The 15,742-nt window shown below is 72.9% G+C and carries 13 protein-coding genes; 6 read left to right on the top strand and 7 right to left on the bottom strand.

The genetic code is table 11. From position 1 onward, the window contains the following. Positions 1 to 50 precede the first annotated feature (50 nt). From FHX73_RS06185 to dxs, 3 genes are all read left to right on the top strand, one after another. Positions 51 to 848: an ATP-binding cassette domain-containing protein gene (locus tag FHX73_RS06185; RefSeq protein WP_145903959.1), complete on the top strand. Its 798-nt coding sequence runs from the start codon at positions 51 to 53 to the stop codon at positions 846 to 848. Positions 849 to 877: 29 nt separating this feature from the next. Continuing rightward, positions 878 to 2,119 carry a sugar ABC transporter permease gene (locus FHX73_RS06180; protein WP_145908098.1) on the top strand — a complete coding sequence of 414 codons (1,242 nt, stop codon included), beginning with the start codon at positions 878 to 880 and terminating at the stop codon, positions 2,117 to 2,119. Positions 2,120 to 2,330: 211 nt separating this feature from the next. Next, positions 2,331 to 4,247, top strand: a complete 1,917-nt coding sequence (gene dxs / locus FHX73_RS06175) for a 1-deoxy-D-xylulose-5-phosphate synthase (protein WP_145903957.1) — start codon at positions 2,331 to 2,333, stop codon at positions 4,245 to 4,247. 67 nt (positions 4,248 to 4,314) lie between these two features. Here dxs and FHX73_RS06170 read toward each other — a convergent pair whose 3' ends face one another. The 6 genes from FHX73_RS06170 to FHX73_RS06145 form a co-directional block, all read right to left on the bottom strand. Beyond that, on the bottom strand, positions 4,315 to 4,746 hold the full coding sequence (locus tag FHX73_RS06170; protein WP_342795284.1) for an SPW repeat protein: 432 nt from the start codon (positions 4,744 to 4,746) through the stop codon (positions 4,315 to 4,317). A gap of 205 nt (positions 4,747 to 4,951) precedes the next feature. After that, positions 4,952 to 7,099 (bottom strand): 3-hydroxyacyl-CoA dehydrogenase NAD-binding domain-containing protein, encoded by a 2,148-nt coding sequence (locus FHX73_RS06165; protein ID WP_145903953.1) that lies wholly within the window; start codon positions 7,097 to 7,099, stop codon positions 4,952 to 4,954. A gap of 2 nt (positions 7,100 to 7,101) precedes the next feature. Further along, the gene (locus tag FHX73_RS06160) at positions 7,102 to 8,319 is read right to left on the bottom strand and encodes a thiolase family protein (RefSeq protein WP_145903952.1); all 1,218 of its coding nucleotides are present in this window, start codon (positions 8,317 to 8,319) and stop codon (positions 7,102 to 7,104) included. A gap of 160 nt (positions 8,320 to 8,479) precedes the next feature. Next, a complete protein-coding gene (locus tag FHX73_RS06155) occupies positions 8,480 to 9,721 on the bottom strand; it encodes an HRDC domain-containing protein (protein ID WP_145903950.1) in 1,242 nt (413 codons plus the stop codon). A 111-nt stretch (positions 9,722 to 9,832) separates the two neighbouring features. Continuing rightward, a complete protein-coding gene (locus FHX73_RS06150; RefSeq protein ID WP_145903948.1) occupies positions 9,833 to 10,549 on the bottom strand; it encodes a response regulator transcription factor in 717 nt (238 codons plus the stop codon). Between the two features lie 312 nt (positions 10,550 to 10,861). Further along, positions 10,862 to 11,512, bottom strand: a complete 651-nt coding sequence (locus tag FHX73_RS06145; protein WP_145903946.1) for a DUF3000 domain-containing protein — start codon at positions 11,510 to 11,512, stop codon at positions 10,862 to 10,864. A gap of 128 nt (positions 11,513 to 11,640) precedes the next feature. On the opposite strand from FHX73_RS06145, the gene hemE reads away from it, so the two are divergent. The 3 genes from hemE to hemQ are packed head-to-tail and all read left to right on the top strand — an operon-like array spanning position 11,641 to position 14,881. Beyond that, a complete protein-coding gene (gene hemE / locus FHX73_RS06140; RefSeq protein WP_145903944.1) occupies positions 11,641 to 12,717 on the top strand; it encodes a uroporphyrinogen decarboxylase in 1,077 nt (358 codons plus the stop codon). 35 nt (positions 12,718 to 12,752) lie between these two features. Then, a complete protein-coding gene (hemG, locus tag FHX73_RS06135) occupies positions 12,753 to 14,168 on the top strand; it encodes a protoporphyrinogen oxidase (protein WP_145903942.1) in 1,416 nt (471 codons plus the stop codon). Positions 14,169 to 14,173: 5 nt separating this feature from the next. Further along, positions 14,174 to 14,881: a hydrogen peroxide-dependent heme synthase gene (gene hemQ / locus FHX73_RS06130; RefSeq protein ID WP_425461363.1), complete on the top strand. Its 708-nt coding sequence runs from the start codon at positions 14,174 to 14,176 to the stop codon at positions 14,879 to 14,881. Between the two features lie 39 nt (positions 14,882 to 14,920). Here the strand turns inward: hemQ and FHX73_RS06125 are convergent, their stop codons facing one another. Continuing rightward, the gene (locus FHX73_RS06125; protein WP_145903938.1) at positions 14,921 to 15,688 is read right to left on the bottom strand and encodes a TIGR04222 domain-containing membrane protein; all 768 of its coding nucleotides are present in this window, start codon (positions 15,686 to 15,688) and stop codon (positions 14,921 to 14,923) included. Positions 15,689 to 15,742: the final 54 nt, after the last annotated feature.

Raw genomic sequence — 15,742 nt, 5'->3', positions numbered from 1 at the left:
GCCATCCCTGAGCCCCGTGCGCCCCTTTTGACGACCCCGAAGGAGCCCCGATGGTTCAGTCAGACATACCCGTGCTCGCGCTGCGGGACATCTCCAAGCGGTTCGGCGCCGTCCAGGTGCTCACCGGTGTCGACCTGGAGGTGCACGCCGGACAGGTGGTCGCCCTGGTCGGCGACAACGGCGCCGGCAAGTCCACCCTGGTCAAGACGATCGCCGGCGTCTACCCGATCGACGAGGGCACCATCGAGTGGGAGGGCCGCAAGGTCCACCTGAGCCGCCCTCAGGACGCCCAGGCGCTCGGCGTCGCCACCGTCTACCAGGACCTCGCGCTCTGCGACAACCTCGACGTGGTCGCCAACCTCTTCCTCGGCCGCGAGCTGATCCGCGGCGGGCGCCTCGACGAGGTGGCCATGGAGAAGAAGGCCAAGGAGCTGCTCGACACCCTGTCGATCCGGATCCCCAGCGTGCGGATCCCGGTCGCCGCGCTCTCCGGCGGCCAGCGCCAGGTGGTCGCGATCGCCCGCGCGCTGATCGGCGACCCGAAGATCGTCATCCTCGACGAGCCCACCGCCGCGCTCGGCGTCGAGCAGACCGCCCAGGTGCTCGACCTGGTCGAGCGGCTGCGCGACCGCGGCCTCGGCGTGATCCTGATCAGCCACAACATGGCCGACGTGCGCGCGGTCGCGGACCAGGTCGCGGTGCTCCGGCTGGGCCGCAACAACGGCGTCTTCGCGGTCGCCGACGCCAGCCAGGAGACCATCATCTCCGCCATCACCGGCGCCACCGACAACGCCGTGACCCGCCGTCAGGCACGGGTCGCCGGGGCGGGCGCGGAGGCCGGCAAGTGAGCAAGCACTCCACCACCCAGAAGGCAGCCATGACCACGGAGTCCACTCCCGCGCCCGCCGTCGACCCGCGCCTGCTGGTCCGCGAGCAGGGCCTCGCCGGCTACCTCGGCGAGTTCCGCCGCAAGCTGCGCAGCGGCGACCTCGGCTCGGTCCCCGTGGTGCTCGGGCTGGTCCTCATCGCCGCCATCTTCCAGGGCATCACCGGCAAGTTCCTGACCGCCGGCAACATCTCCAACATCACCCTCTACATCGCCGGGCCCGGCCTGATCTCGGTCGGCATCGTCTTCGTGCTGCTGCTCGGCGAGATCGACCTCTCGCTCGGCTCGGTGGCCGGCGTCTCGGCCGCGGTGTCGGCGGTGCTCTCCGTGCAGCACGGCGTCAACGAGGTGCTGGCCGCGGTCCTCGCGGTGCTCGCGGCGCTGGTGATCGGCGCACTGCACGGCTTCTTCTTCGCCAAGATCGGCGTGCCGGCCTTCGTGGTCACGCTGGCCGGCCTGCTCGGCTGGAGCGGCCTGCAGGGCTGGGTGATGGGCAACACCGGCACCCTGAACAACCCGCCGAACGGCTTCATCGCCCACCTGGACAACTACTTCTTCGACGACGTCGCGGCCGCCTACGGCCTGGCCGCCGTCGCGGTGGCCGGCTACTTCGTCGCCGCCTTCCTCGGCGCCCGCAGCCGCCGCGCGGCCGGCCTGGCCGCCAAGCCGCTCAGCGAGGTGCTGCTGCGCACCGCGCTGCTCGCGGTGCTGGCCTTCGTCGCCGCCTACACCCTCAACCAGGACCGCGGCCTGCCGCTGGCGCTGGTGGTCTTCCTCGGTGTGGTGGTGGTCACCGACTTCGTGCTGCGGCGCACCTCCTACGGCCGCAAGGTGTTCGCGGTCGGCGGCGGCGTCGAGGCGGCCCGCCGGGCCGGCATCAACGTGGCCTGGGTGCGGATCTCGGTCTTCATGATCTCGGCCGGCCTGGCCGCGGTCGGCGGCCTGTTCATCGCCTCCCAGTCCGGCTTCGCCGACAAGCAGCTGGGCAGCGGCAACGTGCTGATGAACTCGATCGCCGCGGCCGTGATCGGCGGCACCAGCCTGTTCGGCGGGCGCGGCAAGACCTGGTCGGCGCTGCTCGGCATGCTGGTGATCCAGTCCATCGTCACCGGCCTCGACCTGCAGGGCATCAGCCAGTCGATCCAGTACATGATCACCGGTGCGGTGCTGCTCGCCGCGGTGGTCCTGGACTCGGTCTCCCGCCGCACCCAGAAGTCCGCCGGCCGGGGCTGACCCGGTCCGTCCGGCCCGGGCCCGACCCGGCCGTCCGGTGCTCCGGCCCGGAACGCGCCCGCGAACAGGGGGCGCGTTCCGGGCTTTTGCGCGCCCCGAAGACGTGCTCCCGGCGCAAGGCGCCCGAGTGGCGGACATTAGACTCGACCAGTCCGGCCGGGCCACCAGCCCGTCCGGAGACCGCAGACGGCAGACGACAGAGGAGGAACGGGTGTCCTTGCTGACCCGCATTCGGGGGCCGCGCGATCTCGACCGGCTCACCCCGGGGCAGCTGGCTGCCCTCGCCGAGGAGATCCGGGGCTTCCTGATCGAGGAGGTCGCCAAGACCGGCGGACACCTGGGCCCCAACCTCGGCGTGGTCGAGCTGACCATCGCGCTGCACCGGGTCTTCGACTCGCCGCGCGAGCGGATCCTCTTCGACACCGGCCACCAGTCCTACGTGCACAAGCTGCTGACGGGTCGTCAGGACTTCAGTCGGCTGAAGATGAAGGGCGGCCTGTCCGGCTACCCGTCCCGGGCCGAGTCCGAGCACGACGTGATCGAGAACTCGCACGCCTCCACCGTGCTCGGCTACGCCGACGGCATCGCCAAGGCCAACCAGCTGCTCGGCCGCAAGGACTGCCCGGTGGTCGCGGTCACCGGCGACGGCGCGCTCACCGGCGGCATGGCCTGGGAGGCGCTGAACAACATCGCCGAGGGCGAGGACCGCCCCGTGGTGATCGTCGTCAACGACAACGAGCGCTCCTACTCGCCCACCATCGGCGGCCTGGCCAACCACCTCGCCACGCTGCGCACCACCCAGGGCTACGAGCGCTTCCTCACCTGGGGCAAGGACGCGCTGCAGCGCACCCCGGTGATCGGCGAGGGCCTGGCCGGCGCGCTGCACGGCGCCAAGAAGGGCCTGAAGGACTTCATCGCCCCGCAGGGCATGTTCGAGGACCTGGGCCTGAAGTACGTCGGCCCGATCGACGGCCACGACATCGGCGCCGTGGAGTCCGCGCTGCGCAAGGCCCGCGGCTTCGGCGGCCCGGTGATCGTGCACGTCATCACCGAGAAGGGCCGCGGCTACCACGCGGCGCTCAACAACGAGGAGGACCGCTTCCACGCGGTCGGCGTGATCCACCCGGACACCGGCCTGCCGGTGAAGAGCTCGGGCAAGGACTGGACCTCGGTGTTCGGCGAGGAGATGGTCGAGCTCGGCAACGAGCGCGAGGACATCGTGGCGATCACCGCCGCGATGCTGCACCCGGTGGGCCTGGCCCCGTTCGCCAAGGCCTTCCCGAAGCGCACCTTCGACGTGGGCATCGCCGAGCAGCACGCCGCGGTCTCGGCCGCCGGCCTGGCCACCGCCGGCCTGCACCCGGTCGTCGCGGTCTACGCGACCTTCCTCAACCGGGCCTTCGACCAGGTCCTGATGGACGTGGCGCTGCACAAGCTCGGCGTCACCTTCGTGCTCGACCGGGCCGGCGTGACCGGCACCGACGGCGCCTCGCACAACGGCATGTGGGACATGTCGATCCTGCAGGTGGTCCCCGGGCTGCGGCTGGCCGCCCCGCGCGACGCCGACCAGCTGCGGGCCCAGCTGCGCGAGGCCGTCGAGGTCGAGGACGCGCCCACCGTGGTCCGGTTCTCCAAGGGCGCGGTCGGCCCGGCGGTGGCCGCCCTCGGCCGGATCGGCGGGATGGACGTGCTGCACGGCTCGGCCGAGGCCCTCGCCGAGGGCGAGCGGCGGGCCGACGTGCTGATCGTCTCGGTCGGTGCGCTGGCCCCGCTCTGCCTGGAGGCGGCCGCACTGCTGGACGCCCAGGGGATCACCGCGACCGTGGTGGACCCGCGCTGGGTCAAGCCGGTGGACGCCGCGCTGCCCGGCCTCGCGGCCGAGCACCGGGTGGTCGTCACGGTCGAGGACAACGGGCGGGCCGGCGGCGTCGGTTCGGCCGTCGCGCAGGCGCTGCGCGACGCCGAGGTCGACCTGCCGGTGCGCGACTTCGGCATCCCGCAGGAGTTCCTGGACCACGCCAAGCGCGAGGAGATCCTCGCCGAGATCGGCCTGACCGCCCCGGACATCGCCCGCCAGGTCACCGCGCTGGTCTCCCGGCTGGACGCCGCGCAGCCCGTCGAGGCCTGAGCCGCACCGACGCGCACGTGAGGGACCTGCCCGGTCCGGTGGGACCGGGCAGGTCGGGGGGAGTGGGTCAGATCCGGCGGCGCCGGCTGCCGGCGGCCGTGGCGGCGGCCATGCCGGCCGCGGTGAAGGCGAGCAGGCAGGTCAGGCCGCCCACCACCACCTGGTTCCAGATCATGCCCCGGGTCGCGGTGTGCCCGACGGTCACCACCCAGGGGGAGATGATCAGGAACACGCCGGTCGCGGCCATCGCCCAGGTGAGCCCGAACATCCGGGCCGGGGCGAGGGTCAGGCCGAGGCCGAGGGCGGCGATGCCGATCCCGAGGATCAGGTTGCAGACCACCAGCTCGTGGCTGGCGGCACTGAAGTGCACCACGTAGGGCGAGATCGCCAGGTACAGGCCCGCCAGGACGACCAGTCCGTCGACGGCCACCCCCTGCGGTCCGTCCATCATCCGCGCGTACCGGCTGCGCATCTCGGCGATGTCCGGGTGGGTACGCATGTCACCGGCTCGATGTGAGACGTCGGCCATACGACTCGCCTCCTTCGGTGCAGGGTCTGAACCGCTTGGCCTAACGGTATTATGCGCTTTGTCCTCATTTGGTGTATAGCGAAGGGCGCCCCTCCCTGGCAGGGGAGGAGCGCCCTTCGTCATGCCGGCCGGGTCACCCGGTCCGGCTGGTCCTGCTCGTTCGGCCGATCCGGCGTCAGACCGGCACGCTGGCCAGGCCGGGGGCCAGGAACTTCTTGCCGTTGACCCGCTCGGAGACGCCCTCGCGGTCCAGGTACGGGGTGATCCCGCCCAGGTGGAACGGCCAGCCGGCGCCGGTGATCATGCACAGGTCGATGTCCTGCGCCTCGCCGACCACGCCCTCGTCCAGCATCAGGCCGATCTCCTGCGCCACCGCGTCCAGCGCCCGGGCCCGCACCTGCTCCTCGGTCAGCACGCTGTCGCCGAAGGAGAGCAGCGCCAGCACCTCGGGGTCGAGGACCTGCTGGCCGTCCTGCCAGATGTAGAAGCCGCGCTTGCCGGCCTTGACCACCTTGCCGAGGTTCTCCGAGACGCTGAACCGCTCCGGGAAGGCGCTGTGCAGGGTCTCCGAGACGTGCAGCGCGATCGCCGGGCCGACCAGCTCCAGCAGCGCGATCGGCGACATCGGCAGGCCGAGCGGCTGCACGGCCTTCTCGACGGCCTCGAAGGAGGTGCCCTCGTCGATGATGTTCTGGATCTCGCCCATGAAGCGGGTCAGGATCCGGTTCACCACGAACGCCGGGGCGTCCTTGGACAGCACCGCGGTCTTCTTCAGCTTCTTGGCGACCGCGAACGCGGTGGCCAGCGAGGCGTCGTCGGTCTTCTCGGCCCGGACGATCTCCAGCAGCGGCAGGATCGCGACGGGGTTGAAGAAGTGGAAGCCGACCACGCGCTCCGGGTGCTGGAGCTTGGAGGCCATCTCGGTGACCGAGAGCGAGGAGGTGTTGGTCGCCAGGATCGCGGTCGGCGAGACCACGGCCTCCAGCTCGGCGAAGACGTTCTGCTTGACGCCCATCTCCTCGAACACGGCCTCGATCACGAAGTCCGCGTCGCCGAAGGCGGTCGCCTTGTCCAGGTGGCCGGAGACCAGGCCCTTGAGCTTGTTGGCCTTGTCCTGGTTGATCCGGCCCTTGCCCAGCAGCTTGTCGATCTCGGCGTGCACGTAGCCCACGCCCTTGTCGATCCGCGCCTGGTCGATGTCGGTGAGCACCACCGGCACCTCAAGGCGGCGGGCGAAGAGCAGCGCCAGCTGGGAGGCCATCAGGCCCGCGCCGACCACGCCGACCTTGGAGACCGGGCGGGCCAGCGACTTGTCCGGCGCGCCGAACGGGCGCTTGGCCCGGCGCTGCACCAGGTTGAAGGCGTAGATGCCGGCCCGCAGCTCGCCGCCCATGATCAGGTCGGCCAGCGCGGCGTCCTCGGCGTCGAAGCCCTGCTGCAGACTGGCCTTGTCCGAGAAGCTGGCGTTCTTCGCGGCGGCCATGATGTCCAGCGCGCGGTAGGCGGCCGGCGCGGCGCCGTGCACCTTGGCGTCGGCGACGGCGCGGCCCCAGGCGATGCACTGGTCCCAGTTCTCGCCGCGGTCGATCTCCGGACGGGTCACCACGGTGTCGCCCTTGACGACGCCCGCGGCCCACAGCAGCGACTGCTCCAGGAAGTCGGCCGGCTCGAAGATCGCGTCCGCGATGCCGAGCTCGAACACCTCCTTGCCCTTGAGCTGCTTGTTCTGGGCCATCGAGTTCTCGATGATGACCTTGACCGCGTTGGCCGGGCCGACCAGGTTCGGCAGGATGGTGCAGCCGCCCCAGCCGGGGACCAGGCCGAGGAAGACCTCGGGCAGCGAGAAGGCCGCGATGCCCGTGCTGACCGTGCGGTAGTCGCAGTGCAGGCCGACCTCGACGCCGCCGCCCATCGCCGCGCCGTTGTAGAACGCGAAGGTGGGCACCGACAGCGCGGCGATCCGCTTGAAGACCTCGTGGCCGCCCTTGCCGATGGCCAGCGCGTCGCCGTGCTCCTTGAGCAGCTCGACGCCCTTGAGGTCGGCGCCGACCGCGAAGATGAACGGCTTGCCGGTGATCGCGACCGCGACCACGTCGCCGTTCGCGACCTCGGTCTCGACCTGATCCAGCGCCTCGGAGAGCTTCAGCAGCGAGCCCGGGCCGAAGGTGGTCGGCTTGGTGTGGTCGAAGCCGTTGTCCAGGGTGATCAGCGCCAGCTTGCCGGCCTGCAGCGGCAGGTCCAGGTGGCGCACGTGCGCGGTGGTGACGACCTCGCCGGGGAACAGCTCGGCGCCGCGGGTGAGGAGTTCAGTCGTGGTGCTCATGCTCACTTACCACCCTCGAAGTGCGGGTTCTCCCAGATGACCGTGGCGCCCATGCCGAAGCCGACGCACATGGCGGTCAGGCCGTAGCGGACGTCCGGGCGCTGCTCGAAGCGGCGGGCCAGCTGGTTCATCAGACGCACGCCGGAGGAGGCGAGCGGGTGGCCGAAGGCGATCGCGCCACCGTACGGGTTGACCCGCTCGTCGTCGTCGGCGATGCCGAAGTGGTCGAGCATGGACAGCACCTGGACGGCGAAGGCCTCGTTGATCTCGAAGGCCTGGATGTCGTCGATGGTCAGTCCGGCCAGGGCCAGCGCCTTCTCGGTGGAGGGCACCGGGCCGTAGCCCATGACCTCGGGCTCCACGCCGGTGAAGGCGTAGGAGACCAGGCGCATCTTGACCGGCAGGCCGAGCTCGCGGGCCACGTCCTCGGCGGCCAGCAGCGAGGCGGTGGCGCCGTCGTTCAGGCCGGCCGCGTTGCCCGCGGTGATGTTGCCGTGCGGGCGGAACGGGGTCTTCAGGCCCGCCAGCATCTCCATCGTGGTGCCCGGGCGCATCGGCTCGTCCACCGTGGCCAGGCCCCAACCGGTCTCGCCGACCTCGGGGTTGGTGTTGCGGACGGCGATCGGCACCAGGTCGGGCTGGATGTCGCCGTTGGCGTACGCCTTGGCGGCCTTCTCCTGCGAGCGCACCGCGTAGGCGTCGCAGCGCTCCTTGGTGATGTGCGGGAAGCGGTCGTGCAGGTTCTCCGCGGTCATGCCCATGAACAGGGCGGACTCGTCGACCAGCTTCTCCGAGACGAAGCGCGGGTTCGGGTCCACGCCCTCGCCCATCGGGTGGCGGCCCATGTGCTCGACGCCGCCGGCCACGACGATGTCGTAGGCGCCGAAGGCGATGCCGCCGGCGGTGGTGGTGACGGCGGTCATCGCGCCGGCGCACATCCGGTCGATGGCGTAGCCCGGCACCGACTTGGGCAGGCCGGCCAGCAGGCCGGCGGTGCGGCCGATGGTCAGACCCTGGTCGCCGATCTGCGTGGTCGCGGCGATGGCGACCTCGTCGATGCGCTCGACGGGCAGGTTCGGGTTGCGGCGCACGAGCTCCCGGATGCACTTGACGACCAGGTCGTCGGCACGGGTCTCGTGGTAGATGCCCTTCGGGCCGGCCTTGCCGAACGGGGTGCGGACGCCGTCGACGAAGACGACGTCCCTCGCGGTACGAGGCACGGGGGCTCTCCTCCCAGGGGACTGACATGGTGCGCAGATCGGCGCTCGCATGCGAGCAGCGCTGCTTCACCGGCCATGCTACTGGTCGGTAACCAACTTGCCCAGGGCCGGGTCCCCCGTGGCGGTTGTGTCCCGCGCCACGTGCCGGGATCCGCCGGTCTCAGGTGGCGGTGACCGCCTCGGCGAACGCCGCGGCCACCACGGGGGCGACCAGGTCGACCTGCCAGTGCCGGGCGCCGAGCGCGCGCAGCGCCGCGCCGACGGCCGGCGTGCCGAGATCGGCCGGCGGCTCCCAGGAGACCCGGCGGACCAGGTCAGGGGTGATCAGGTTCTCGGCGGGCAGCTTCAGTTGCTCGGCGAGCTGGGTCACCGCGGCCTTGGCGCCGGTCAGCCGGGCGGCGGCCACCGGGTCCTTCTCGGCCCAGGCGCGCGGCGGCGGCGGGCCCTCGTGCGGCGCGGCGGCGGGCGGGAGTTGGGCCTCCGGGATCGCCCGGGCCCGGTCCAGCGCGGCCAACCACTGCTCCAGCTGGCGCCGGTGGGCGCGCGGCCCGAAGCCGGCCACCGCCTGCAGCGCCGGCAGGTTGACCGGCATGGCGAGCGCGGCCGCGACGATCGCCGCGTCCGAGAGCACCCGGCCGGGCGAGACGTCCCGCTCCTGGGCCGCCCGGTCGCGGGCCTGCCAGAGCTCGCGCACGGCGGCCAGCTGACGGCGGCGGCGGATCTTGTGCAGCCCGGAGGTGCGCCGCCAGGGGTCCACCCGCGGGGCCGGGCGGGGCGCGGCGGCGATCGACGCGAACTCCTCCAGCGCCCACTCCAGCTTGCCCTGGCCGGTCAGTTCGGCCTCCAGCGCGTCGCGCAGCTCGACCAGCACCTCGACGTCCAGCGCCGCGTAGCGCAGCCAGGGTTCGGGCAGCGGCCGGGTGGACCAGTCCACCGCGGAGTGCTCCTTGGCCAGGCTGTAGCCGAGCACGTTCTCGGTCATCGGGCCGAGCCCGACCCGGGCGAACCCGGCGATCCGGCCGGCCAGTTCGGTGTCGAAGAGGCGCTGCGGGCGCATCCCGACCTCGGCCAGGCAGGGCAGGTCCTGGGTGGCCGCGTGCACCACCCACTCCGCCTCGGCGAGCGCCTCGCCGAGCGGGGCGAGTTCGGGGCAGGCGATCGGGTCGATCAGCGCGGTGCCCGCGCCGGCCCGGCGCAGTTGGATCAGGTAGGCGCGCTGGCCGTAGCGGTAGCCGGAGGCGCGCTCGGCGTCGACGGCGACGGGGCCGGTGCCGGCGGCGAAGGCCGCGATCACCGCGTCGAGCGCCGCCTGGTCGGCCACCACCGGTGGCAGGCCCTCCCGAGGTTCGAGGAGCGGCACCGGGGCGGTCTCTACGGCGATGGTTTCAGCGGCGTCGGTCACCCACCAAGGGTACGACGAGCCCCGCTCGGCGGACCCTGATCGTCAGGCTTGGACCTGCCGGAATGCCAAGGGCGGCCCGGAGGAAACGTTCCTCCGGGCCGCCGTCGCGGTTCAGTGGATGATGCCGGTCCGCAGCGCCACGGCGACCATGCCGGCCCGGTCGCCGGTGCCCAGCTTGCGGGCGATCCGGGCCAGGTGGCTCTTCACGGTCAGCGCGGACAGGCCCATCGCCACACCGATCGCCTTGTTGGACTGGCCCTCCGCGACCAGCCGCAACACCTCCACCTCACGGCCGGAGAGCTCGCGGTAGGCGGCCGGCGGCGTGCCGGGCGCACCCGGGGCACCGGCGGCGCCGGGCGCACCCGGGTGGCCCGGCGCGCCGGGGATCCCGGGCCGGCGCATCCGGCCCGCCAGGCCGCCCGCGCCCAGCGGCAGGCCCGGGCGGCCGGGCATCGCGACGTTGGTCCGGGTCCCGGTCACCACGTAGCCCTTGACGCCGCCGGCCAGGGCGCTGCGCACCGCGCCGATGTCGTCGGCGGCGGAGAGCGCCAGGCCGTTCGGCCAGCCCGCGGCCCGGGTCTCGGCCAGGATGGTCAGGCCCGACCCGTCCGGCAGGTGGACGTCGGCCACGCAGATGTCCCGGGGGGTGGAGACCCGCGGCCGGGCCTCGGCGATCGACGACACCTCGATGACGTCGCGCACACCGAGCGCCCACAGATGACGGGTGACGGTGTTGCGGACCCGCGGGTCGGCGATCACCACCATCGCGGTGGGCTTGGTCGGGCGGTAGGCGACCACGTTTGCGGGGTGCTCTAGCAGGACCGACACCGTGCCTCCTGAGGGGAGTGGCGGACGGAACCCCGATGGGCGAAGGAGTCGGAGTGTTCCGCGTGTGGAAAGGGTCACAGACTGCTTCGGCATCATCCGTGCCCGGCTTTAGCGAATGATCACGATCTAGTGAGTCACAATACGGACAAATCGAGCGGATGATTGATGCGACATGCCCAGAAGCCGGTAGAAATCGAACGAAATCACCGCGAAACGATCGCGCGCTGTCCGTGAGTTGACGCAGTGAATGCCCCTGCGGTGCCCTTGATCAGGCGCGACCCGGCCACGGCCGATCTGGCGGGCCGTCAGCCTTCAGTGTGAGCGGGGGCGGCGGCGCGCGGGCATCGGGACCACTCCGCCGAGTGACGGCGCGTCGGCGACGGGCAGGGGCGCGGGCGCGGCGGGCGGCAGCCCCGCGCAGACCCCGAGCAGGTCGGCCCACGCGGTCAGGTGCCGCTCGAACCGCCCGTCGGCCGGGGTCCAGGAGGCCCGCAGCTCGATCTCGGTGCTGGCCGGCCGCTCGGCGAGCGCGCCGAAGTACTGCGAGGCGGCGTGGGTCACCGTGCCGCCCGGCTCGGCGTACCCGGCGCCGTGCGACTGCAGCGCGTCCATCAGCCAGGACCAGCCGACCTCGCCGAGCATCGGGTCGCCGGCGATCTCCGGCTCCAGCTCGGCCCGGGCCATGGTGACCACCCGGAACTCGCCGTTCCAGGCCTCCTGGCCGGCCGGATCGTGCAGCAGCACGAAGCGGCCGTCGGCCAACTCCTCGCCGTCCACCTCGACCTCGGCCGTCACCGCCCAGGCGTACGGCGCCAGTCGGCGCGGCGCCGGAGCGGGGGAGAGCCGCACCTCGGGCCGCACCCGGGCGGCCGCCAGTGCCCGGACCGCGGCGGTGAACCCGATCGGCGCCGACTCCTTGCCAGTCCCGTCGTGCTGCGCGGGGTTCCCACCGACCGATGCCATGTGCTGAAGACTAGGCCCTAGGCGTCAGTTCCCCCAGGACCGGCACGCCCTCCGGGGCCCTGGACCAGGTCCGAAATTGGACAATCCCACTGGAGGGTTCGACGAGTGGCGCGTGCGAGGATGGCGAGGTGAGTGAGACGACCGCAGCACAGCCCTCCGCGCGCCGCAGCGCAGCGCACGACTCCGCCTTCCTCCGTGCCTGTCGGCACGAGCCGGTGCCGCACACCCCGGTCTGGTTCATGCGGCAGGCGGGCCGTTCGCTGCCCGAGTACCACAAGGTGCGCGAGGGCGTCTCGATGCTCGACTCCTGCCTGCGGCCCGAGCTGGTCAAGGAGATCACCCTGCAGCCGGTGCGCCGGCACAAGGTGGACGCGGCGATCTTCTACAGCGACATCGTCGTCCCGCTCAAGGCCATCGGCATCGACGTGGAGATCAAGCCCGGCGTCGGCCCGGTGATCGCCGACCCGATCCGCACCGCCGCCGACCTGCAGCGGCTGCGCCCGCTGGAGCCCGACGACGTCCCCTACATCACCGAGGCGGTCGGCCTGCTGGTCGACGAGCTCGGCAGCACCCCGCTGATCGGCTTCGCCGGCGCACCGTTCACCCTGGCCAGCTACCTGGTCGAGGGCGGCCCGTCGAAGGGCCACGAGCGCACCAAGGCCCTGATGTACGGCCAGCCCGAGCTGTGGGCCGAGCTGGTGGACCGGCTCGCGGTGATCACCTCCGGCTTCCTCAAGGTGCAGATCGAGGCCGGCGTCTCGGCCGTCCAGCTCTTCGACTCCTGGGTCGGCTCGCTGGCCCCCGACGACTACCGACGCTCCGTCATGCCGGCCAGCGCCAAGGTCTTCGAGTCGGTCGCCGGCTACGGCCTGCCGCGGATCCACTTCGGCGTCGGCACCGGCGAGCTGCTCGGCCTGATGGGCGAGGCCGGCGCCGACGTGGTCGGGGTGGACTGGCGGGTGCCGCTGCACGAGGCCGCCCGCCGGGTCGGCCCCGGCAAGGCGCTGCAGGGCAACCTCGACCCGGCCGTGCTCTTCGCCCCCACCAGCGTGGTGGAGACCAAGGCCCGCGAGGTGCTGCACGCGGCCTCCGCGCTCGGCACCAGCGGCCACGTCTTCAACCTCGGCCACGGCGTGTCGCCCGGCATGGACCCGGACGCGCTGAGCCGGCTGGTCGCCTTCGTGCACGAGGCCAGCGCCCGCTGACCGGCCCGGGTGTGAGGACTGCGAGACTGCCGGACATGGCTGAACCACGTACTGCCGCACTGCCCAAGGTCGTCGTGATCGGCGGCGGGATCACCGGTCTCGCCGCCGCCGCGGAGCTCTCCGGCGCGGCCGGCGGACCCGCCCGGGCCCGGGTGGTGCTGCGCGAGGCCGCCGACCGGGTCGGCGGCAAGCTGCACGGCGGCGAGGTCGGCGGGATCCGGGTGGACCTCGGCGCCGAGTCGATGCTGGCCCGCCGGCCCGAGGCGGTCGAACTGGCCCGCGCGGTCGGGCTCGGCGAGGCGATCACCGCACCCACCGGCGCCAAGGCCGCGGTCTGGACCCGGGGCCGGCTGCGCCCGCTGCCCGGCGGCCAACTGATGGGCGTGCCCGGCGACCTGGCCGCGCTGGCCGCCTCCGGGGTGCTCACCGAGGAGGGCCTGCGCCGGGTGCACGACGAGCGCCCCGCCGAGCTGGGCGAGGACGTCGCGATCGGCGCCTACCTGGCCGAGCGGCTCGGCCAGGAGGTGGTCGACCGGCTGGTCGAGCCGCTGCTCGGCGGGGTCTACGCCGGGCGGGCCGAGGAGATCTCGCTGCGCGCCGCCGTGCCGCAGCTGCTCGCGCTCGCCCGCGGCGGCGGCTCGCTGGTCGAGGGCGTGCACAAGATGCTTGACCGGCCATCAGCCGGCGGTCCGGTCTTCGCCGGCCTGCCCGGTGGGCTCGGCACCCTGCCGGTCGCCGTCGCCGAGGCCTGCCGCCGGGCCGGCGCCGAGCTGCGGCTCGGCTCCCCGGTCGGCGAGCTGCGCCGCACGCCGGACGGCTGGCTGGTCGACGGCGAGGCCTTCGACGCGGTGCTGCTCGCCGTGCCGGCCCCGGTCGCCGCCCGGCTGCTGGCCCGCGAGGCGCCGGCCGCCGCGGCCGAGCTGGCCGCCGTCGAGTACGCCGGGATGGCCCTGGTCACCATGGCCTTCCGGCGCGCCGACCTGCCCGAGCCGCCGCCCGGCAGCGGCTTCCTGGTGCCGCCGGTGGACGGCCGTTCGATCAAGGCGGCCACCTTCTCCAGCCAGAAGTGGGGCTGGCTCGCCGAGTCCGCGCCGGACGCCTTCGTGCTGCGCACCTCGCTCGGCCGCTACCGCGAGGAGGCCGCGCTCGACCTGGACGACGCGGAGCTGGTCGCCCGCTCGCTGGCCGACCTGCGCGAGGCGGTCGGCCTGACCGCCGTGCCCTACGCCACCGAGGTCACCCGCTGGCGGGCCGGCCTGCCGCAGTACCCGGTCGGGCACCTGGACCGGATCGCCCGGATCCGGACCGCCGCCCGCGAACTCGGCGGCCTGGCGCTGGCCGGCGCCGCCTTCGACGGCGTGGGCATCCCGGCCTGCGTGGGCAGCGCCCGGCGGGCCGTCGAGGACCTACTGACCCCGGCTCCGGGCCCCGGGGCACCGGAAGGAGAATGAGGACCATGACTGAGAGCACCGAACAGCCCAAGAAGAAGGCCCGGGACCTGAACCAGGTCATCCGCTACACCATGTGGTCGGTGTTCCGCCTCAAGGAGGCGCTGCCGGCCGACCGCGGCGCCCTGGCGACCGAGGTCGAGGAGCTGTTCGAGCAGCTCACCGCGAAGGACGTGGTGATCCGGGGCAGCTACGACGTCTCCGGCCTGCGCGCCGACGCCGACCTGATGATCTGGTGGCACGCCGAGGACTCGGACGACCTGCAGGAGGCCTACAACCGGTTCCGCCGCACCGCGCTCGGCCGGCTGCTGGAGCCGGTCTGGTCGAACATGGCGCTGCACCGCCCGGCCGAGTTCAACAAGTCGCACATCCCGGCCTTCCTGGCCGACGAGCACGCCCGCGACTACGTCTGCGTGTACCCGTTCGTGCGTTCCTACGAGTGGTACCTGCTGCCCGACGAGGAGCGCCGGTCGATGCTCGCCGAGCACGGCATGATGGCCCGCGGCTACCCCGATGTGCGGGCCAACACGGTCGCCTCGTTCGCCCTCGGCGACTACGAGTGGCTGCTCGCCTTCGAGGCCGACGAGCTGCACCGGATCGTGGACCTGATGCGCGACCTGCGCCCGTCCCGGGCCCGGCTGCACGTCCGCGAGGAGGTGCCGTTCTTCACCGGCCGCCGCAAGCCGGTCGCCGAACTGCTCGCCGGCCTGGTCTGACCCGCCCGCACCGTGGCGCTGCGCACGGCTGACGCTCCGTCAGCCGCGCAGCGCCGCGCGCAGCCGGGCGTCCGCGAGGGCCTCGGCCCCGTCCATCGCCACCGCGGTGAGCAGCCCGCGCTCGGTGTCCGGGGCGCTGCGGTGCAGCGGGATCCGCAGCTCGCGCAGCAGCCGCTGACCGGCCGGCGCCGCCCAGCGGGTGTAGGGGTGCACGTCCACCCGGGCCATCAGCAGCGTCCCGGTGGTGAGGATCAGCGGCAGCGAGAACCAGGCGAAGGTGGCCGCGCAGCCCTGTTCGCCCGGGCCGGTCAAGCACATCGCGGCGATCAGCAGCAGCACCGCGAACAGCAGCGCCTGCCGCACCTGACGGACCGCCAGCAGGGTGCTCTCGCGGATCCCGGCGGGGGTGGCCAGGCCGGCCAGCGAGAGCCGCACCCCGATCTCGGTGACCGTCGGGTGGTCCGCGAGCGCCTGCCGCAGCTCGCTGGTGCGGCACTGCCCGTCCGGGCCGATCTCGTGGATCAGCGCCCGCTCCACCCGGCTGCGCCCGCGCGGGTCGACCACCGTGGTCCACCCGGTGTGCGCCAGGTGCAGCCGTCCGCGGCCGCTCATCAGCACCATCGCCAGCTCCACCACCCGGCTCGGCCCGCCGGACAGGTAGGCCGTCTCGTAGAGGCCGATCGCGACCTCTTCCGAGTGCTCCTGGGAGAGTTCGGTCATGGCGTCCGCGGTGGCCGCCGCCCGGACCAGGCGGAGACAGGAGAGCACCGCCACCGCGCAGGCCGGAACCAGGAAGAGCAACCACATGGGCCCAGTTCTAAACCGCCGGGCCGACAATCGGTACGGTCTATCCGGATCGCG

This window comes from Kitasatospora viridis (genome assembly GCF_007829815.1).
In the GTDB taxonomy this organism is placed as follows: domain Bacteria; phylum Actinomycetota; class Actinomycetes; order Streptomycetales; family Streptomycetaceae; genus Kitasatospora; species Kitasatospora viridis.
Note: the sequence above shows the minus strand (reverse complement) of the source record. Positions and strands in the feature narration are given on the sequence as shown.